Origin of the sequence: Micromonospora sp. WMMD1076 (assembly GCF_029581475.1) — a bacterium.
Classification (GTDB): Bacteria; Actinomycetota; Actinomycetes; order Mycobacteriales; family Micromonosporaceae; genus Micromonospora; species Micromonospora aurantiaca.
On record NZ_CP120862.1, the window covers coordinates 5,278,026 to 5,297,642 of the forward strand.

At 73.5% G+C, this 19,617-nt stretch carries 19 protein-coding genes; 6 read left to right on the top strand and 13 right to left on the bottom strand.

Annotated features, from left to right (window positions below):
* Positions 1-33 precede the first annotated feature (33 nt).
* The gene (locus tag O7622_RS23680) at positions 34-1,866 is read left to right on the top strand and encodes a thiamine pyrophosphate-requiring protein (protein WP_282310398.1); all 1,833 of its coding nucleotides are present in this window, start codon (positions 34-36) and stop codon (positions 1,864-1,866) included.
* Between the two features lie 3 nt (positions 1,867-1,869).
* Here the strand turns inward: O7622_RS23680 and O7622_RS23685 are convergent, their stop codons facing one another.
* Positions 1,870-2,430 carry a dihydrofolate reductase family protein gene (locus O7622_RS23685; protein WP_282310399.1) on the bottom strand — a complete coding sequence of 187 codons (561 nt, stop codon included), beginning with the start codon at positions 2,428-2,430 and terminating at the stop codon, positions 1,870-1,872.
* A gap of 121 nt (positions 2,431-2,551) precedes the next feature.
* Here O7622_RS23685 and O7622_RS23690 point away from each other — a divergent pair, with 121 nt between their 5' ends.
* The gene (locus O7622_RS23690; protein WP_282310400.1) at positions 2,552-3,163 is read left to right on the top strand and encodes a thymidylate kinase; all 612 of its coding nucleotides are present in this window, start codon (positions 2,552-2,554) and stop codon (positions 3,161-3,163) included.
* Between the two features lie 54 nt (positions 3,164-3,217).
* On the opposite strand, the gene O7622_RS23695 is transcribed toward O7622_RS23690, so the two are convergent.
* From O7622_RS23695 to O7622_RS23710, 4 genes are all read right to left on the bottom strand, one after another.
* A complete protein-coding gene (locus O7622_RS23695) occupies positions 3,218-5,419 on the bottom strand; it encodes a transglycosylase domain-containing protein (RefSeq protein WP_282310401.1) in 2,202 nt (733 codons plus the stop codon).
* A gap of 102 nt (positions 5,420-5,521) precedes the next feature.
* A complete protein-coding gene (locus O7622_RS23700; protein ID WP_282310402.1) occupies positions 5,522-6,325 on the bottom strand; it encodes a hypothetical protein in 804 nt (267 codons plus the stop codon).
* A 128-nt stretch (positions 6,326-6,453) separates the two neighbouring features.
* Entirely contained in the window at positions 6,454-7,560 is a 1,107-nt protein-coding gene (locus O7622_RS23705) for an SPFH domain-containing protein (RefSeq protein ID WP_282310403.1), read from the bottom strand.
* A gap of 5 nt (positions 7,561-7,565) precedes the next feature.
* Positions 7,566-8,039, bottom strand: coding sequence for an NfeD family protein (locus O7622_RS23710; RefSeq protein WP_282310404.1), 474 nt, complete (start codon positions 8,037-8,039; stop codon positions 7,566-7,568).
* A 98-nt stretch (positions 8,040-8,137) separates the two neighbouring features.
* Here O7622_RS23710 and O7622_RS23715 point away from each other — a divergent pair, with 98 nt between their 5' ends.
* On the top strand, positions 8,138-9,448 hold the full coding sequence (locus tag O7622_RS23715; protein WP_282310405.1) for a serine hydrolase domain-containing protein: 1,311 nt from the start codon (positions 8,138-8,140) through the stop codon (positions 9,446-9,448).
* A gap of 199 nt (positions 9,449-9,647) precedes the next feature.
* Here O7622_RS23715 and O7622_RS23720 read toward each other — a convergent pair whose 3' ends face one another.
* Positions 9,648-10,460, bottom strand: coding sequence for a DUF3097 domain-containing protein (locus tag O7622_RS23720; RefSeq protein ID WP_282310406.1), 813 nt, complete (start codon positions 10,458-10,460; stop codon positions 9,648-9,650).
* A 161-nt stretch (positions 10,461-10,621) separates the two neighbouring features.
* Between O7622_RS23720 and O7622_RS23725 the strand changes: the two genes are divergently transcribed.
* Entirely contained in the window at positions 10,622-11,416 is a 795-nt protein-coding gene (locus O7622_RS23725) for a hypothetical protein (RefSeq protein ID WP_282310407.1), read from the top strand.
* Positions 11,417-11,433: 17 nt separating this feature from the next.
* Here the strand turns inward: O7622_RS23725 and O7622_RS23730 are convergent, their stop codons facing one another.
* The 7 genes from O7622_RS23730 to O7622_RS23760 form a co-directional block, all read right to left on the bottom strand.
* Positions 11,434-12,213 carry an HAD-IIA family hydrolase gene (locus O7622_RS23730; protein WP_282310408.1) on the bottom strand — a complete coding sequence of 260 codons (780 nt, stop codon included), beginning with the start codon at positions 12,211-12,213 and terminating at the stop codon, positions 11,434-11,436.
* A gap of 33 nt (positions 12,214-12,246) precedes the next feature.
* Positions 12,247-13,278: a ferrochelatase gene (locus O7622_RS23735; RefSeq protein WP_282310409.1), complete on the bottom strand. Its 1,032-nt coding sequence runs from the start codon at positions 13,276-13,278 to the stop codon at positions 12,247-12,249.
* Between the two features lie 136 nt (positions 13,279-13,414).
* Positions 13,415-14,182 (bottom strand): enoyl-ACP reductase FabI, encoded by a 768-nt coding sequence (gene fabI, locus O7622_RS23740; RefSeq protein WP_282310410.1) that lies wholly within the window; start codon positions 14,180-14,182, stop codon positions 13,415-13,417.
* Positions 14,183-14,205: 23 nt separating this feature from the next.
* Positions 14,206-14,910 carry a beta-ketoacyl-ACP reductase gene (locus O7622_RS23745; protein WP_013287372.1) on the bottom strand — a complete coding sequence of 235 codons (705 nt, stop codon included), beginning with the start codon at positions 14,908-14,910 and terminating at the stop codon, positions 14,206-14,208.
* A 565-nt stretch (positions 14,911-15,475) separates the two neighbouring features.
* Positions 15,476-16,426 (bottom strand): VWA domain-containing protein, encoded by a 951-nt coding sequence (locus O7622_RS23750; protein ID WP_282310411.1) that lies wholly within the window; start codon positions 16,424-16,426, stop codon positions 15,476-15,478.
* Positions 16,423-17,370: a DUF58 domain-containing protein gene (locus tag O7622_RS23755; RefSeq protein WP_282310412.1), complete on the bottom strand. Its 948-nt coding sequence runs from the start codon at positions 17,368-17,370 to the stop codon at positions 16,423-16,425. The genes O7622_RS23750 and O7622_RS23755 overlap by 4 nt, the downstream gene beginning before the upstream one ends.
* Positions 17,349-18,455, bottom strand: a complete 1,107-nt coding sequence (locus O7622_RS23760; protein WP_282310413.1) for a MoxR family ATPase — start codon at positions 18,453-18,455, stop codon at positions 17,349-17,351. The genes O7622_RS23755 and O7622_RS23760 overlap by 22 nt, the downstream gene beginning before the upstream one ends.
* 255 nt (positions 18,456-18,710) lie before the next feature.
* Between O7622_RS23760 and O7622_RS23765 the strand changes: the two genes are divergently transcribed.
* Entirely contained in the window at positions 18,711-18,920 is a 210-nt protein-coding gene (locus tag O7622_RS23765; RefSeq protein ID WP_282310414.1) for a hypothetical protein, read from the top strand.
* A 73-nt stretch (positions 18,921-18,993) separates the two neighbouring features.
* Positions 18,994-19,521, top strand: a complete 528-nt coding sequence (locus O7622_RS23770) for a PH domain-containing protein (RefSeq protein WP_282310415.1) — start codon at positions 18,994-18,996, stop codon at positions 19,519-19,521.
* The last annotated feature ends 96 nt before the right edge of the window (positions 19,522-19,617 follow it).

Sequence of the window (19,617 nt, forward strand, 5' to 3'; positions counted from 1 at the left end):
AGCCGGAAGGCCGACGGCGACGGAGGGACCACGATGGGCGCGGATCACGACGGCAACCTCCCCCGCGACGCCACAGTCGCCGACTACCTGGTGGCCCGGCTCGCCGAGTGGGGCGTGCACCGCTACTACGGCTATCCGGGCGACGGGATCAACGGCATGACCTCGGCGTTGCAGCGGGCCGAGGGGCGGGCCCGGTTCATCCAGGTCCGGCACGAGGAGACCGCCGGGTTCGCGGCCGGCGCGCACGTCAAGTACGGCGGTGGCCCGCTCGGCTGCGTGGTGGTGACCAGCGGTCCGGGCGCGATCCACGCCCTCAACGGCCTGTACGACGCGAAGCTCGACCACCAGCCGGTGGTGGCGCTGCTCGGGCACACCGCGCTGCCCGCCGAGGGCGGCGGCTACTACCAGGAGGTGGACCTGCTCTCCCTCTACAAGGACGTGGCGTCGGCCTTCCTGGCCCAGCTCGACGACCCGTCGCAGGCCCGGCACCTGGTCGACCGGGCCTGCCGCACGGCGCTGGCCCGGCGTACCGTGACCGCCCTGGTCCTGCCCTCCGACGTGCAGGATCTGCCGGCGGTGCCGCACCCGCCGCACGCCCACGGCTACTACCACACCAGCGCGGTGCCGAGCAGCGAGCCGACGGCACCGCCGGAGGCCGACGTGCGCCGCGCCGCCGAGGTGCTGCGCGGCGGCGAGCGGGTGGCGATGCTCGTCGGGCAGGGCGCGCTGGGCGCCGAGGACGAGGTACGCCGGATCGCCGACCGGCTCGGCGCCGGGGTCGCCACCGCCCTGCTCGGCTTCACCGCCGTCGACCATCGCCAGCCCTGGGTGACGGGCGCGATCGGCCTGCTCGGCAGCCGCCCGAGCTGGCAGCTCATGCGCGAGTGCGACAGGCTGCTGATCGTCGGCAGCCAGATGCCGTACTCGGAGTTCTACCCGCCGGAGGGCCAGGCCCGGGCGGTGCAGATCGACATCGACGGCACCCGGATGGGGTTGCGCTACCCGACCGAGGTGAACCTGACCGGTGACGCCGGGCCGACGCTGCGCGCCCTGATCGAGGAGCTGGGACCGGGTCCGGGCCCGACCGCCTGGCGGGCCACCCTCGCCGACGCCACCGGCAAGTGGCGGGCGTCGCAACGCGAGGTCGCCGCCCAGCCGGCCGACCCGGTCAACCCGCAGTCGCTGTTCACCACGCTCGACGACGCGCTACCAGGCGACGCCATGCTCGCCGTGGACTGCGGCACCGCCACCGCCTGGTACGCCCGGCACGTGCGCGTCCGCCCCGGCATGCTGGCCAGCCTCTCCGGCACGCTGCTCTCCATGGGCGGCGGCATGCCGTACGCGCTGGCGGCGAAGTTCGCCCACCCGGACCGGCCGGTGATCGCGCTGCTCGGCGACGGCGCGATGCAGATGAACGGCGTCAACGAGCTGATCACCGTGGCGAGGTACTGGCGGGAGTGGGCCGACCCCCGGTTCGTGGTGCTGGTGCTCAACAACCGGGACCTGGCGTTCGTCAGCTGGGAGCAGCGGTCCGGCGAGGGCACGCCGATGTTCCCGGACAGCCAGGACCTGCCGGACGTGGCGTACCACAGGTGGGCCGAGGTGCTGGGTCTCGGCGGTGAGCTGGTCGACTCCCCCGGCCGGGTGGACGGCCTGTGGCAGCGGGTGCTCGACGCGGACCGTCCGGTGGTGGTCAACGCCGTGGTGGACCCGGCCGAGCTGATGCTGCCGCCGCACTTCACCGTCGAGCAGGCCCGCAAGACCGCCGCCGCGGTGCTTCGCGGGGACAGCGACCGGGCCGGCATCGTTCGGCGCGGCGTGCCGGCCGCGCTCGCCACGTACCGGCCCCGCCGCCGGGGCCGCTGACCGTCACGCCCGCGCGTAGCGCAGCAGCACCGACCGCCCGTCGAACCGGCGCGTCTCGACCAACCGCAGGTGCTGGCGGGCCAGGCCGGGCAGCACCTGCCGTCCGCCGCCGAGCACCACCGGGTGCACGATCACCTCGTACTCGTCGACGAGCCCGAGCGCGGCCAGCGCCGTCGCCGCGCCGGTGCCGCCGGTGACCAGCAGGTCGCCGGGGAACCGTTCGCGGACCTCGGCGAACTCCTTCGCCAGGTCGCCGCCGCCGACCACCACGGCGCCGTGGCCGGCCTCGGCGAGCGTCCGGGAGACCACGATCTTCGGGGTACGCCGCCAGATCGGCGCGAACGCCAGGTCGTGCGGGTGGTCGGAGATCGACTCGACCTGCGGCCAGTAGGAGGACATCATCTCCCACACCCGCCGCCCGTAGACGAAGGCGGCGGCCCGCTCGGCCAGCCCGATCGAGTACGCGGACAGCTCCTCCCCCATCTCCGGCCAGTCGAACTCGCCGTTCGGACCCTCGATGAAGCCGTCGACCGACGTGTGCACCCAGTAGACGACAGTGCCCATGATGTGTTCCTCCGCGTTGCGGCGCGTCCCGGTCGGGCGCGCTCACCGGTGGGTCGGAGCCGCCCGGCCGGATCCGACACGTCGCGCGCGTGGTTGTCCGGGTGCGTTAGCGTCCGGGGCTGTGGGCCGCCCGGTGATGATCGCGCTGATCGGTGTCGACGGTTCCGGCAAGACCACCCAGGCCAGGGCGCTCGCGGCGCGGCTGCGCGAGCGGGGTGTCCGGGCGCGGTACTTCGAGAACGCCGGTGGGCGGCCGCTGTGGAACCGGCTGGCGCGGGCGCTCGGCCGGGTGGACGGGGTGGCGCTGTTCGGCCGTACCCTCTATCCGGCGCTGGAGGCGACGGTGCGCGCGGCGGCGATGGCCCGGACCGTGACGGTGGCCCGCCTGACCGGACGGGTGGCGGTGCTGGACCGGTGGACCTGGTGCCAGGACGTGATCATGGAGGCCCGGGGTGACCGGGGGCGGCGCGTGGTGCGCGCCGCGTACGCCGCCTTCCCGCGCCCGGCGGTGGTGTGCTTCCTCGCCACCTCGCCCGAGGTGGCGCAGCGGCGGGTCGCCGTGCGGGGCATCGACACCGAGGAGCTGGCGCACCTGTGCGCGCTGGACGCCGCCTACCGGGCGCTGCCGGAGTTCGGCTCGTTCGTCACGCTCGACGGCGACGGCACCCCGGACGAGGTGGCCGCCGCCCTCGACGCGGTCGTGGACGCGGTGGTGGGTCTGGCGCGGTGTTGAGGGTGTTAAGAAGGGGCCCCTCCTCTACCGGAGGCGTTAAGAAGGGGCCCTTCCTTACCCGCGGCCGCGCAGCCAGCGCAGCACGTCGGAGGGCAGCTCGCTGTCGTCGCGCTGCTCGCGGCGGTCCGGCTCGGTCCGGCGGGGCGGCTGCGGGCGCTGCGGGTCGCCGACGAGCGCCCGGCTCGGCGCGGTGAAGCCGGCCACCGGCTTGCCGGTGAGCGCCGTCTTGATGGTCCGGGCCACCGCGTCGATCACCTTCGCCTGCACGGCGGAGCCGACCAGGTCGGTGACGTCGTCCGGGTTGGCGGCGATGCCTGCTACCGCGACCTGCGGGGTGTATCCGACGAACGTCTCGGTGGCGTTGCGCTCCGAGCTGCCGGTCTTGCCGGCCACCGGGCGGCCGACGATCCGGTCGACGGCGGTGGCGGTGCCGCCGTTGCACTGCCCGAACTCGGACTGCTGGCCGACCGGGCACCGGGCCGCGTCGGTGGCGGCGCGGGCCACGTCCGGTTCGAGCACCCGCTTGCAGGACGGCTGCGCCACGTCGACGACGCCGCCGTCCGGCGCGGTCACCGAGACCACCGGCAGCGGCGTGCAGTACGTGCCCTCGGCGGCCACCGTGGCGTACGCGTTGGCGAGGTCCAGCGGGGTCGTGGCTGCGACGCCGAGCGTGAACGCGCCCCAGTTCGCGGCGTTGTCGCGGGCGAACGCGGCGTCGGAGTCGGCCCGGAAGGTGATGCCGAGGCGCTGGGCCATCTCCACCACCTTGTCCTCGCCGACCTGCTCGGCGAGCCAGACGAAGTACGTGTTGACCGAGCGGCCGAAGCCGTCCCACATCATCCGGTAGCCGTCCATCCACTGCGGGTTGGCGTTCGCCGGGCACCACGTGCCGTCGCAGTTCCCCTCGTCGTCCGAGGCGTACCGGGTGGGCAGCCTGCTGGGGGCGTCGAAGCCGGTGGACAGCGGCTTGCCGGCCTCCAGCGCGGCCAGCATGGTGAACATCTTGAACGTCGAGCCGGCCTGGTAGCCGTCGACGCTGGCGCCGCCGGAGATCAGCGGGTTGACCGTGTTCGGGTGGTTGGCCTGCCCGTCCGGGTTGTCGTCGAGGCTGTAGTGCCGGTTCACCGCCATCGCGAGCACCCGGCCGGTGCCGGGCTCGACCGCCGCGATCGGCAGCGCCCGCTCGTCGCCGTACCCGTAGACGTTGGTGGCCTGCTCCTGCGCGGTCTGCTGGATCTTCGCATCGAGCGTGGTGACGACGCGGTAGCCGCCCCGGCGCAGCGCCTGCTCCCGTTCCTCGGGCGTGCTGCCGAAGGCCGGCTGGGTGAGCCACCAGCGGCGCAGGTAGTCGCAGAAGAAGCCCCAGTCGTCGTGCCCCTGGGCGGTGGCGGTGCAGCCGTTGGGCTGGGCGGTCGGGCGCAGCGTCAGCGCCTCGGTCTTCGCCGCGGCGGCCTGCTGCGCGGTGATCGCGCCGGTCTCGGCCATCGCGTCGAGCACGTACCCGCGCCGGGTCAGCGCCTGGTCCTTGTCGCCGTCGATCGGGCTGTACGCGTCGGGCGACTGCACCAGGCCGGCGAGCAGCGACGCCTCGCCCAGCGTCAGGTCGGCCGGGGCCTTGCCGAAGTAGCGCTGGCTCGCGGCGGCGACGCCGTACGCGCCGGAGCCGAAGTACGCGATGTTGAGGTAGCGGTTGAGGATCTCGTCCTTGGACAGCGACTGCTCCAGCGCGTTCGCGTACCGGATCTCCTGGAGCTTGCGCCCGACCGTCTGCTCGGTGGCGGCCTGCCGCTCCTCCGGGGTGCGGTTCGGGTCGGTCTTGAGCACGTTGCGGACGTACTGCATGGTCAGCGTGGAGCCGCCCTGCTCGGTGCCGCCGCCCTTGACGTTCGCCACCAGCGCACGGGCGATGCCGCGCAGATCAGCGCCGCCGTGCGAGTAGAACCGCCGGTCCTCGGCCGCGATGATCGCCTGCCGCATCACCGGGGCGATCTCGTCCAGCGACACGTCGGTGCGGTTCACGTCGTAGAACGTGGTGATCAGCGTGGTGCCGTCGTTGGCGTAGAGGTAGGAGCGCTGCGGCTGCACGGGGGTGCGCAGCGCGTCCGGCAGGTCCGCGTACGCGCCGAGCGCGGCCCGGGCGGCGAACCCGCCGAGCAGGCCGCCGGGAAGCGCGGCGAGCGCGAGGACGAGCCCGGCGAGCAGGCCGGCCAGCAGCACGGTGAACAGCCGCGACAGCGGCGACCTGGGAGACGGCATGGACGCAAGGATTGCCACGAAAGCCGCCTACCGGCCACCTCGCCAGGCAACTGTCAGTTACCTCACGGCGACCGTTCAGCTCCGGACCGCCGGACGAACCGGTCATCCGGCACCGAGCGGGCCCTTCGGTGACGCGGGCGGCACCGGTGCGGCGGCGACGCTGGCGGCCGCGGCGTCCCGGGCGATCGTCTCGGGCACCAGGCGACCGCTGCGGTAGCCGATGCCGATGCCGGCGACCAGCACGAAGATCGCGCCGAATGTCTGGAGCGAGCCGATCAGCGCGCCGCCCAGCCCGAGCAGCGGGGCGGCGATCATCAGCATGGTCCCGTCGCCGTAGGAGAACATCCCGGACCGGGCGACCGACCAGCCGGTCAGGAACCAGCCCACGCTGTAGAGGGTGGCGCCGAACAGCACGATGCCGCGTGCGGTCACGCCGAACACCGGCGTCTGCTCGGCCAGCCCGGCGAACGGCAGCATCAGCACCATCCCGCCGATGCTGGACAGCAGCCCGGCCAGCGCGACGCGGCGGCAGCGGGTGGCGGCGAGCAGCCCGGTGAGCGCGAGCAGGGCGAGCAGCCCGAGCCAGACCGCTGCGACCCAGCCGACCAGGTAGAGCGGCCGGCCGTCGGCCGGATACGGGTCGTTGCCCACACCGCCGTCGCTGGCCATCGCCACCAGGCCGTAGAGGACCGCGTACGCCGGGAGCAGCCAGACCGCCGCGCGGGCGAACCGGCGGATCGACCAGGCCCAGGTCGCGTCGGTGGCCGGCGCTCCCGGGCCGGGTTCGGAGACGAACGGCAGGACCCCGAAACCCCCTCCGGTACGCCGGGAGCCGATCGGACCGGCCGGGTCGTGCGCGCCGGGGACGGGGGTACGGGAGAACAGCCGGTTCGCCGGGTCCTTCATGCCTCACCTCGTTCACGCCACGGGCGGCCCGGGACGCGCAACGGCGCTCCGGCCCTGCTCACCACCCGTCCTGAAACCGATGGTGGCAGCCGCCGGAGCGCCGTATGAGAGATTCTCGGATTTGCCGGTCAGCCCCGCTCGCGCTGGTCCGCCGGGTCGTTCACCAGGCTGGCCGGGGACACCGGCTCCGGCGCGGGCAGACCCTTCGGGTTGTTGCCGCCGGTGGCCTGCGCCTCCGCCACGCGTACCTCGTCGTGGATCTCCTGGGCCGCGATGGCCGCGGCCTGGGCGGCCTCGGCGGCCTCCCGCTCGACCTCACCGGCGCTCTTGGCGGCCTCCGGCGACGGCACGTCGCCGACCATGTTGGCCAGCCCGCCCAGCGCGCCGCCCATGCCCTCCAGGGCCCTGGTCAGCTCGGTCGGGACGATCCAGACCTTGTTGGCGGTGCCGTTGGCGATCTGCGGCAGCGCCTGGAGGTACTGGTAGGCGAGCACCTTCTGACTCGGGTTGGCGGTGTGGATCGCGTCGAAGACGGTACGGATCGCCTTGGCCTGGCCCTCCGCCTGGAGGATCCGGGCCTGCCGGTCACCGTCGGCACGCAGCACCGCGGCCTGCTTCTCACCCTCGGCGGTGAGGATCTGCGACTGCTTGTGCCCCTCGGCGTTGAGGATCGCGGCACGGCGGTCCCGCTCGGCGCGCATCTGCTTCTCCATCGAGTCGCGGATGCTCGGCGGCGGCTCGATCGCCTTGATCTCGACCCGGGTCACCTTGATGCCCCAGCGGCCGGTGGTCTCGTCCAGCACGCCGGACAGGTGCCTGTTGATCTCCTCGCGGCTGGTCAGCGCGCGCTCCAGGTCCAGCGAGCCGATCACGTTACGCAGCGTGGTGACGGTGAGCTGCTCGATGGCCTGGAGGAAGTTGGAGATCTCGTAGGTGGCGCGAACCGAGTCGACCACCTTGAAGTAGAGAACCGTGTCGATCGAGACGACCAGGTTGTCGGAGGTGATCACCGGCTGGGGCGGGAAGCTGACCACCTGCTCCCGCATGTCGACCTTGGTGCGCACCGCGTCGACGAACGGCACCAGCAGGTTGAGGCCCGGGTTCAGCGTGCGCTTGTACCGGCCCAGCCGCTCCACCACGTCCTGACGCTGCTGCGGCACGATCCGCACCGCCTTGAACAGCGTCACCACACCGACCAACGCCACCGCGATCATCAGGATCGCCAGAAACTCCATACCGTTCACCTTTTCGCTTCGGGCAGCTCGCCCGGGGTGGAAATGTCGTCCTGCCATACCAGGGCGGTAGCGCCCTGGACCTTGATCACCTGCACCCGCTCACCCTCGGCGTACGTGCGCGTCGCGTCGTACGAGCGGGCCGTCCACAGCTCACCATCGATCTTGACCATGCCCCGGTCGGCGTCGACCGGCTCCAGGACCACAGCGGTGGTCCCCTCCAGCGCCTCGACCCCGAACGGCTGCTCCCCGGTCTCCAGCGTCGGCCGGGCGTGCCGCCGGACCACCGGACGGACCACCACCACCGACAGCGCCGACACCACCGCGAAGACCACCGCCTGGAGCGCCACCGGCGCACCGAGCGCCGCGGCGCCGGCGGCGGCGATCGCCCCGACCCCGAACATGATCAGGAAGAGCGTCGTCGTGAAGATCTCGGCGACCGCCAATACCACACCCAGAACGATCCAGAACACGGCGTCCACGAGAACAATCCTGACACGTCGACGCACGTGTCATCGAACTGTCATGATCGCTAGGCTCGGCACGGCGTACCGCGGCACCCGCCGACGAGGAGGACGACATGCCCCTGCTGCCCGACACCGCGCGTCAGGTGGACCTGCTGGTCGCCCGGGCCCAGGCCGAGGGGCGCGGTCCCTCGCTCGCCCTCGGCGTGGTCCGCGACGGCCGGCTGGCGCACCTGGCGGTCGCCGGTGAGACGCCCCGCCCGGACGGCGACCTCCAGTACCGGATCGGCTCGATCACCAAGACCATGACAGCGGTGCTGGTGATGCAGCAGCGCGACGCCGGCCGGCTGGCGCTCGACGACCCGCTCGACGCCCACCTGCCCGGCACCCCGGTCGGCGCGGTGACAGTGCGCCACCTGCTCGGGCACGTCAGCGGCCTGCAACGCGAGCCGGACGGCGACTGGTGGGAGCGCGCCGAGGGCACGGACCTGGACACGCTGCTGGCCGGGCTGACGCCGGACAAGATCGCCCATCCGCCGCACTTCGTCTACCACTACTCGAACCTGGCGTACGGGCTGCTCGGTGCCGTGCTGGAACGGATCACCGGCAACCCGTGGTCGGACCTGCTGACCGAGCGGCTGCTGACTCCGCTGGGCATGCGCCGCACCACGTACCACCCCACCGAGCCGTACGCCCCCGGTTACGTCGTCCACCCCTGGCACGAGACGCTGCGGGAGGAGCCGCGTACCGGCACCGGGGCGATGGCCCCGGCCGGGCAGCTCTGGTCGACGGTCGAGGACCTGGGCCGCTGGGCGGCGTTCCTGGCCGACCCGGACCCGGCGGTGCTCGCTCCGGCCACGCTCACCGAGATGTGCGCCCCAGTGGTGATCAACGACCTGGACTCGTGGACCGGCGGCCACGGCCTCGGCGTGGAGCTGTACCGGGTCGGCGACCGGGTGTACGTCGGGCACGGCGGCTCCATGCCCGGGTACGTCGCCGGCCTGGCCGTGCACCGGCCCACCCGGACCGCCGTGGTCAACTTCGCCAACGCATACGGGCTGCGCGGCCACCACGTCGGCGCGCTCGGCCGGGAGGCGCTCACGCTGGTGCTGGACGCCGGACCGGCCGCGCCCGCCCCCTGGCGCCCGGCCGAACCGCCCGCCGCCGACGTGGCCGCGCTGACCGGCCGCTGGTGGTGGATGGGCGGCGAGTACGAGTTCCGCGTCGACGCCGCCGGTGACCTGGTCGGCGGGCAGGTGGGCAGGCCGGTGCTCCGCTTCACCCCGGAGGGACCGGACCGCTGGCGGGGCCGCTCCGGCTCCCAGGACGGCGAGATCCTGACGGTGATCCGCGATGCTTCCGGCACCCCGACAGCCCTCGACATAGCCACGTTCGTCCTGACCCGCACCCCCGACGAACTCCCCTGACAGCCCCTCCCGCCCCCGCCCGCCCCCGCCCCTCCCACCCACCTCGCCCCGGTGATCAAGGAGTTTGTGTCGGCGTTGATCTCCGATACGCCCACAAACTCCTTGATCAACCAGGCGGGGACGACCGGGGACGGGGACGAAGGGTTCAGGGCGGGCGGTGGTGGTGCACGGCGAGCGACCACGACCGGGCAGCGATTACTCACCCGGGCTCGGTGACGAAATCGATCAGGCGCTCCATCGCGTTGATCAGCGGCGTCTCCACGTCGGCGAAGCTGTCCACCCGGGACAGGATGTGCCGCCACATGTCCGCCGGCTCACCCACCCCGAGCGCCGCGCAGACGCCCTCCTTCCAGGGCCGTCCCGGAGGCACCACGGGCCACGCCGCGACACCCAGCACCGCCGGGCGTACCGCCTGCCACACGTCGACGTACGGGTGCCCGGTCACCAGCACGTGCGGCGAGTTCACCCGGGCCACGATCCGGCTCTCCTTCGACCCGGGCACGAGGTGGTCGACGAGCACGCCGAGCCGGCGGCCCGGGCCGGGGCCGAACGCGCGTACCTCGTCGGCGAGCGCGTCGATGCCGTCCAGCGGTTCCACCACCACGCCCTCGATGCGCAGGTCGTCGCCCCAGATCCGCTCGACCAGCGCGGCGTCGTGCACACCTTCGACCCAGATCCGGCTGGCCTTGGCGACCTGCGCCCGTACACCGTCCACAGCGATCGAGCCGGACGCGGTACGGCGGCGCGCGGCGGGCACCGGGGCGCGGGCCGGGCGTCGCAGCGTTACCGGCTCGCCGTCGAGCAGGAACGCGGCGGGCAGCAGCGGGAAGTTGCGTCGCCGCCCGTGCCGGTCCTCCAGCACGACCGCGCCCGAGTCGAAGCCGACCACGGCGCCGCAGAACCCGGAGTCGGCGTCCTCGACCACCAGGTCCGGTTCGGCGTCGACCTCGGGGGTGACCTTCCGTCGTCGCCAGTCGCCGGCCAGCACGTCCCCGTCGTATCGCCCCGCCATGCCGCTGACGCTAACCAGCGTCCCGGCGTGTCGCTCGGCGACGCGCCGACCGGGCCGCCATCCGTCGGCACGAAACGGTGCGAAGGGGGTAGTTGGGGCCAGGTCGCGCCACCGGAGCGGCAGCCGAGACAGCAGCGGCGCGGAGCACGTACCCTTTCCGCATGTCCTCCCCCGCAACGGGCGCGGCCACACTGGCTCCGCGCCGGTCGAGCCGGTTCGTCGCCTGGGTGCGTGCCTGGCGAGCCGGCCTGGTGCCCTTCGACGAGGTGGCCGACGCCGTCGCCGGCGACGAGGAGCACCTCGTCGCCGACGCCCCCGGCACCTGGACCGACGTGTCGCTGCGGGAGGCGCTGCCCAGCCTCGCCAAGCATTCACCCGATGACATCCGCCTGGTGCTGCCCGCGCCCGGTGACCCGAGGGGCCTGCCCGGTCCGGGCGCGTTCGCCGGGGCGGCGCTGGTGGCGGGCGAGGCGGTGGTGGCGAGCGGGATGGGGCTGGTGCCCGAGGTCCGCACGCACACGTCCGGCTCGGGGATGACCTGGGAGACGGTGCTCTGGCGGGTCCATCCGCTGCCGGCGGACGCGCCGAAGGCGTCCCTCGTCACGCCCGGCGCGGCGGAGGCGGAGGCCGAACTCGCCGCCGTGCTGGCCGAGACCACCGCCACGCTGACCCGGCTGGACGTCGCGCAGTGGCGGCCCGAACTCGCCGGGGCGCTCGCCGCGCTGCGCCGGCCGGACGGCGCCACCGACCTGCCACCCGGCTTCGACCCGCGCGCCCGTCGCCTGTTCGCCCGCGCCGCCGTACTGGATCGGGTGCTCGCGCTGGCCGGGGAGAGCGCGCCCGGCGGCGCGGTCAACACCTACGAGGCGCAGCAGCGGGACGCGGCGCTGCGGCCGCTGACCACCGCGTGCCGGCAGGCCCTGGTGGCCGCCTGCAACGCGCCGCTGCGGCTCTAGAGCCGCAGACCCCCGGCTCAGACCTCGTCGATCAGGTCGGCCACCGAGTCGACGATCCGCGACGGACGGTACGGGTACCGCTCCGCCTCGGTCCGGCTGCTGATGCCGGTGAGCACCAGGATCGTCTCCAGCCCGGCCTCCAGGCCGCACAGGATGTCGGTGTCCATCCGGTCGCCGATCATCGCGGTCGACTCGGAGTGCGCGTCGATGGTGTTCAGCGCCGATCGCATCATCATCGGGTTGGGCTTGCCGACGAAGTACGGGTCGACACCTGTCGCCTTCGAGATCATCGCCGCCACCGAACCGGCCGCCGGCAGCGCGCCCTCCACCGACGGGCCGGTGGCGTCGGGGTTGGTGCAGATGAACCGGGCGCCGTCGTCGATCAGCCGGATCGCCTTGGTTATCGCCTCGAAGCTGTAGGTGCGCGTCTCCCCCAGCACCACGTAGTCCGGGGCGAAGTCGCTGAGCACGTACCCCACCGCGTGCAGCGCCGTGGTCAGGCCGGCCTCACCGATGACGTACGCGGTGCCGCCCGGCCGCTGGTCGGCCAGGAACTGGGCGGTGGCCAGCGCCGAGGACCAGATCGCCTCCTCCGGCACGTCCAGCCCCATCCGGGCCAGCCGGGCCTGGAGGTCGCGCGGGGTGTAGATGGAGTTGTTCGTCAGCACCAGGAACGGCTTGCCGGAGGCGCGCAGCTTCTTGACGAACTCCGGGGCGCCGGGCACCGGCTGCCCCTCGTGCACCAGCACGCCGTCCATGTCGGTGAGCCAGCTCTGCACCGGCTTGCGGTCAAGCATCGTGTCGTCCCCAGGGGTGTCGTCGGGTCGGGCTCAGGGCCGGCGGGCCGGGGGCACGCAGCACAGTGCCGGGCAGGTGTCCCAGGCGGGCAGCTCGCCGAGGCGGCGGCGCAGCCGCTCCCCGGCCGGGGTGGTGCGCTCCAGGACCAGTTCGCGGACCATCGCCACGAACCGCGGGTCGACCCCCGGCGTGCCGGTGCGGACGAAGTCCAGGCCGAGCTGCTTGGCCGTCTCCAGGGCCTCGGTGTCCAGGTCCCACACCACCTCCAGGTGGTCGGAGACGAAACCGATCGGGCTGACCACCACGCTCGTCACGCCCTGCTCGGGCAGCGTGGCCAGGTGGTCGTTGACGTCCGGCTCCAGCCACGGCACCTGCGGCGGCCCGGACCGGCTCTGCCAGACCAGGTCGTACGCCAGGTCGGGCGCGGCCGCCGCGTGCACCAGCCGGGCGACCTCCTCGAGCTGGGCGGTGTAGCGGCCGCCGTGCGGGCCGGCGGTGGCCGCCGCCGACATCGGTACGGAGTGCGCGGTGAAGACCAGCCGGGTGCTGTCCCGCTTCGCCGGGTCGAGCTGGGCCAGCGCGGCGCGGAGCGCGTTGACGTGCGGCTCGATGAAGCCGGGGTGGTCCCAGAACTGGCGCAGCTTCTCGACCAGCGGGGCGTCCGGACCGACAGCGGCGCGGGCCGAGGCGATGTCCTCCTGGTACTGCCGGCAGGAGGAGTAGCCGCCGTACGCGCTGGTGACGAACGCCAGCGCCCGGGTGATCCCGTCGTCGCGCATCCGCGCGACGGTGTCGGCGAGCATCGGATCCCAGTTGCGGTTGCCCCAGTAGACCGGCAGGTCGACACCGTTGGCGGCGAAGTCCTCGCGGATCGCGACGAGCAGGTCGCGGCACTGCTGGTTGATCGGCGACACCCCACCGAAGTGCAGGTAGTGCTCGGCGACCTCGGCGAGCCGCTCCGGCGGCACCCCGCGCCCCCGGGTCACGTTCTGCAGGAACGGGAGAACGTCCTCGGGCCGTTCCGGGCCGCCGAAGGAGACCAGCACCAACGCGTCGTACGCCATGGGGCCATTCTTCCTCGCCCGCCGTCACGGCGTGGCGACGCCCCCTGGTCGGTGTGGTGACCGTCCGGGGCCGCGACGTGTTAAGAAGGGCCCCTTCCGCTGCACGAGGCGTTAAGAAGGGGCCCTTCCTTACATCTCAGGCGCCGATGGCGTGGTAGCCGCCGTCGACGTGGACGATCTCGCCGGTGGTGGCCGGGAACCAGTCGGACAGCAGCGCCAGGCAGGCCCGCGCGGCAGGTTCGGAGTCGGTGAGGCTCCAGCCCAGCGGGGCGCGCTCGGTCCAGGCGTCCTCGAACTGGTCGAAGCCGGGGATGGACTTGGCCGCGATGGTCCGCAGCGGGCCGGCCGCGACCAGGTTGCTGCGGATGCCCTGCTTACCCAGGTGCAGCGCCAGGTAGCGGGAGGCGGACTCCAGCCCGGCCTTCGCCACGCCCATCCAGTCGTAGACCGGCCACGCCTTGGTGGCGTCGAACGTGAGGCCCACCACGGCGCCGCCGGCGGACATCAGCGGCAGCGCGGCCATGGCGAGGGACTTGTACGAGTAGGTGGAGACCTGGAGCGCGGTGGCCACGTCCGCCCACGGGGCGTCGAGGAAGCCGCCGCCGAGGCAGCTCTGCGGGGCGAACCCGATCGAGTGCACCACGCCGTCGAGGCCGTCGACGTGCTCGCGCACCTTGTCGGCGAGCCCGGCCAGGTGCTCCTCGTTCGTGACGTCCAGTTCGATCACGGGCGCCGGCTCGGGCAGCCGCTTGGCGATCCGCTCCACCAGGGAGAGCCGGCCGTAGCCGGTGAGCACGACCTGGGCGCCGTTCTCCTGGGCGAGCTTCGCCACCGAGAAGGCGATCGACGCGTCGGTGATGACGCCGGTGATCAGCAGCCGCTTACCGGCGAGAAGTCCGGACATTGCGTGTCTCCTCCGTGCTCTGCTCAGTGGCCCATGCCGAGGCCGCCGTCGACCGGGATGACGGCGCCGGTGACGTATCCGGCCGCGTCCGAGGCGAGCCAGGTGACGACGCCCGCGACCTCGTCCGGGGTGGCCATCCGGCCGGCCGGGATCGACTTGCGGATCTCCGCCTTGCGCTCCTCGGGCAGGCCCGCTGTCATGTCGGTGTCGATGAAGCCGGGCGCCACCACGTTCGCGGTGATGTTGCGGGTGCCCAGCTCGCGGGTGATCGAGCGGGCCACGCCGACCAGGCCGGCCTTGCTGGCCGCGTAGTTGACCTGGCCCGCGCCGCCGGAGAGGCCGACCACCGAGGAAATGAAGATCATCCGGCCCCAGCGGCCGCGGAGCATCTTCGTCGAGGCCCGCTTGGCGACCCGGAACGAGCCGGTCAGGTTGGTGTCGAGGACGCGGGCAAACTGCTCCTCGGACATCCGCATGATCAGCGTGTCGTCGGTGATGCCGGCGTTGGCGACCAGAACCTCCACCGGGCCGAGTTCGGCCTCGATCGCGGTGAACGCGGCGTCGACCGACTCGGCGTCGGTCACGTCGCACCGCACCCCGAACAGGCCGTCGGGGGCCTCGCCGCTCCGGTACGTCACCGCCACCCGGTCGCCCTGCTTGGCGAACGCCTGCGCGATGGCCAGGCCGATCCCCCGGTTCCCGCCGGTCACCAGCACGGTTCGGGCCACGGATCCCCCTCTGCTCCAGTGATCTCTCGGTCGGTCGGAGCCTAGGGGTTACCGACAGGTAAGCGCTAACCCGCGCAGGTCACAGCGCCCACCCCGGCCGACGCCGCCGGGGGTCCGCGGAGGCGGCCGGCCGCGCGCGCGACACCCACACCCCCGGTGTACGATGATCGCGTCTGCGGGCCGGTCTGCGCCCGCGCCGGGCCCCGCCGACCGCAGGAGGTGATCGCTGTGCGAGATGGCGATCCTCCCAGTCGTGGCCGGGCCCACCGTCAGCCCCGCTGAGCCACGGCTCGGTCGACGCGGCTGACCCGCTTCCCGCCCTCCGCACCGCATCCGCCTCCCGGCGACCAGCCGGGGTGTGGCCTGCCGCGCGGCGGAGCACCCGGTCACGACTTCGTGCGCGTACGCCCCGACCCCCACGGCCCCTACCGGCCGCCCGTCGCCACGGAGCACACTCATGAGCCGTTACGTCGCCCCGCTGGGCTTCACCCTCGCCGCCGTCTGGGTGGCCGTCCTGTTCGTGCTGGCCGGCGGCGGTCACTGACCACCGCCGGCCGGTTCCGGCTCAGACCAGCCGGGACGTCCAGAGCAGACTCAGCCCGCCCGCGCACAGCGCCAGCAGCAACGCGATCCCCGCGTACCACTGGGTGATCTCGCGCGGCTCGGTGCGATAGCCGATCGAGCTGCCCATGTCCTGGTAGACCTGCTTCAGCTCGCTGGCCGACGCGGCCTCGTAGAAGAAGCCCTGCGTGGTCTCCGCGAGCTGGGACAGCGCGGTGCGGTCCACCGGCACCCGCTGGAGCTGCCCGCCGATGTCGACCTGCCCGGAGTCCGTGCCGAACGCGATCGTGGACACCGGCACGTTCGCCGCCTGCGCCGCCGCGGCGGCCTCCTCCACCGAGCGGCCCGACGTGCGGTAGCCGTCGGACAGCAGCACGATCCGGGCCGGCGGGATGCCGGCGGCGCCGTCGGCCGGCACCGAGCGGATCGCCTCCAGGCAGGTGAAGACCGCCTCGCCGGTGGCGGTCGCCTCGGCCAGCACCAGCCCGTCGATCGCGGCGGTGACGGCGGCCCGGTCCTTGGTCGGCGGCACCAGCACGTTCGCCGACTTGGCGAACGAGACGAGCCCCAGGTTGTAGCTCGCCGGCAGCTCGCCGACGAACTGCTTGGCCGCCTCCTGCGCCGCCTCCAGGCGGTTCGGCGACACGTCGTCGGCCTGCATCGACAACGACACGTCGATGGCGAGCATCACCGTGGCCCGCTCCAGCGGCTCCCGGGTGTCGATCGCCGGCCGGGCCAGCCCGGTCGCCAGCACCAGCAGGCAGAGCAGGAACGCGGTGGCCGCGACGTGCCGCCGCCAGCCCAGTCCCCCGGGCGCGACGGTACGCAGCAGGTCGACGTTGGTGAACCGCAGCGCGTACTGCCGGCGGTGCAGTTGCCGCCAGACGTACGCGGCGGCGAGGGCGAGCACCGGCAGCACGGCGAGCAGCCACCACGGTTGCAGAAAACGGATCATCGAGTCGTCCCTCGGGTGCGGGCGTGCCGCTGCGCGGCGACGAAACGCACCATGTCCAGCAGCCAGTCTCGGTCGGTACGCAGGCGCAGGTGGGCCGCGCCCGCGGCGCGCAGCTCGGCGGCGATCGCCCCGCGCTGGGCGGCCGCCGCCTCGGCGTACCGGCGGCGCAGGCCCGGGTCGGCGGTCTGCACCTCGTGCAGTTCACCGCTCTCCGGGTCGACCACCGGCAGCACCCCCACGTCGGGCAGCTCCAGTTCCCGCGGATCGACCACCTCGACGGCCAGCACGTCGTGGCGGACCCGCAGCTTACGCAGCGGCCGGCCCCACTGCTGGGGCGGCGCGAGGAAGTCGGAGATCACCACCGCCACGCCGCGCCGCCGGGGCGGCCGGTTGAGCATGTCGACGAGCGCGCCGAGGTCGCTGCGGCCGGGCCGGATCTCGGCGCCGGCGACCGCCCGCAGCAGCCCCTGGGCCTCCTTGCGGCCGGAGCGGGCGGGCAGCCGCAGCATCGTCCCCGGCCCGCCGGTGCCGACCACCGCGCCGATCCGGTTGCCGCCCCGCACGGTGAGGTGGGCCAGCGCGGCGACCGCGGCGACCGCCACGTCCCGCTTGAGCCACCGCCCGGTGCCGAAGTCCAGGCTGGCCGACATGTCCACGGCCAGCCAGGTCTCCAGTTCGCGGTCGGCCACCGTACGCCGCACGTGCGGCATCGTGGTGCGGGCGGTGACCGGCCAGTCCATCCGGCGCACGTCGTCGCCGGGCCGGTACTCCCGGGACTCCCCCGCCTCGCTGCCCGGCCCGGGCAGCAGCCCGGCGTAGTCGCCCTGGAGGAGCCCGTCCAGCTTGCGGGTGACCATGAGCTGGAGCCGGGCCAGCACGGCTCCCGAGCGGTCGCCGGTGGCGCTCAGCCGGGTGGGCGGGGTCACGGCCGCTGCCCGGGCCATCCGTTGTGCGGCACGGCCGGCGGCGGCGGTGTGGCCTGCTGACGGGGCGCGACGGCGGGCAGCGGGATGGTCGACAGCACCCGGTGCACGATGTGGTCGGCCGGTACGTCGTCGGCGAGCGCGTCGTAGCTGAGCACCAGCCGGTGGCGCAGGATGTCCGGCGCGACGTCCTGCACGTCCTGCGGCAGCGCGTAGTCCCGCCCTCGCAGCAGCGCCAGCGCGCGGGTGGCCCGGACCAGGCCGAGCGAGGCGCGCGGGCTGGCGCCGTACTGGATGAGCTGGGCCACGTCGGGCATGCCGTGCTCGGCCGGCGCCCGGGTCGCGAGCACCAGCCGGACCGCGTAGTCGACCAGCGCGTTGTGCACGAACACCTGGTCGGCCTTGTGCTGGAGGGCGACCAGGTCCGGGGTGTCGAACACGAGGGCCGGCTCGGGAGGGGCCACGCCCATCCGGTAGACGATCTCGCGCTCCTCGGCGTCGGTCGGGTAGCCCACGACGATCTTCATGAGGAACCGGTCCCGCTGCGCCTCCGGCAGCGGGTAGACGCCCTCCTGCTCGATCGGGTTCTGGGTGGCCATGACCAGGAACGGGTCGGGCACCCGATGGCTCTCACCGCCGATGGAGACCTGCCGCTCGCTCATCACCTCCAGCAGTGCCGACTGCACCTTGGCCGGCGCGCGGTTGATCTCGTCGGCGAGCAGGAAGTTGACGAAGACCGGGCCCAGCTCGACGTCGAACTTCTCGCTGGACTGCCGGTAGATCCGGGTGCCCATGATGTCGGCGGGCACCAGGTCGGGGGTGAACTGGACCCGGGCGAACGAGCCGCCGACGACCCGGGCCAGGGTCTCCACGGCGAGCGTCTTGGCCACACCCGGCACGCCCTCCAGCAGGCAGTGACCCCGTGCCAGCAGCGCGACGAACATCCGCTCGACCATCCGGTCCTGCCCGACGATCACCCGCTTGGTCTCGAACAGCGCCCGCTCCAGCAGCGTGGCGTCCTGTGCCGGGGTGGTGCCCGCCGGGGGCGGCGCGTCCGGCGGCACCTCGGTCGGGTTCGGCACGTCGGGTGTGGTCGGCTGGGCCACCGGTCCTCCACAGCAGGTTCGTCGTCGCGGCGTGGTGCGTATCAAGACTGTCATGCCTCGCTGAGAGCCGAGGGTGGGAGAGGCACGATTTTCGCCGCGCCGTCCGGCCACGCCGTCCCGCCGCGCGGGAAACGCTGAACACGGGTGGACAACAAGGGGTACGCAGTGTGTACGATTCACCCCGTCGCCGGGCGGCTCCCCCCGTGGCCGCCCGGCGCTGAAAACTCCCGGCGTGCGGCCTCTAGACTCGCCCCGGTGACGACTCCCACCACCCCGGACGACACGCTGATCTGCTCGGCGCGGGGGTGTCGCGCATCCGCCGCGTACCAGCTCCGCTGGCACAATCCCCGCCTGCACGCGCCCGACCGGCGCAAGACCTGGCTGGCCTGCCCGGAGCACCGCGACTCACTCGGTGCCTTCCTCGAGGCACGCGGCTTCCTGCGCGAGGTGGTCCCGCTTCCCTGATCGCCTACGCTCGAAGCGTGAGCGAGCAGATGACCCGAGCCCGTACCGGCGGCGAGCACGGCAGGTCCTCCCGGTGAGCGGTGACGGCCCGGCCGGCCTCCCGCCCGCCTCGCGCAGCGCGCTGGAGCCCTGGCCGGACACGGTCCGCTGGCAGCCGATCTCCCGCGACCTGATCTGGGTGGAGCTGATCCGGCTCGGCATCGGGCTGGCGGTGGCGCTCGTGGTGCTCGGCGTGGCCTGGGCGATGTCCGGGCACTGGCTGCTCGGCGTCGCCGTCGGCGGGGCGCTGCTCATGGGCGTCTGGCGGTCCGTCACCATCGTGCGCGCGGTCCGCGCCTGGGGGTACGCCGAGCGCGACGACGATCTGCTCGTGCGGCACGGCCTGCTGGTGCGGCGATTGTCCATCGTGCCGTACTCGCGGATGCAGTTCGTCGATGTGAGCGCCGGTCCGCTGGAGCGCGCCTTCGACCTCGCCACCGTGCAACTGCACACGGCCGCCGCCGCGAGCGACGCCCGCGTGCCCGGCCTGCGTCCGGCCGAGGCGTCCCGGCTGCGCGACCGGCTGACCGCTCTGGGCGAGGATCGGGCGGAGGGCCTGTGAGCGAGCGGAGCGACTCCGGCGCCCCGCCGCCCCACGACGACAGGCCGGAGCCGGCGCCCGGCCCGCCCGCACCGGCCGACGCGGCGCAGCCACCGG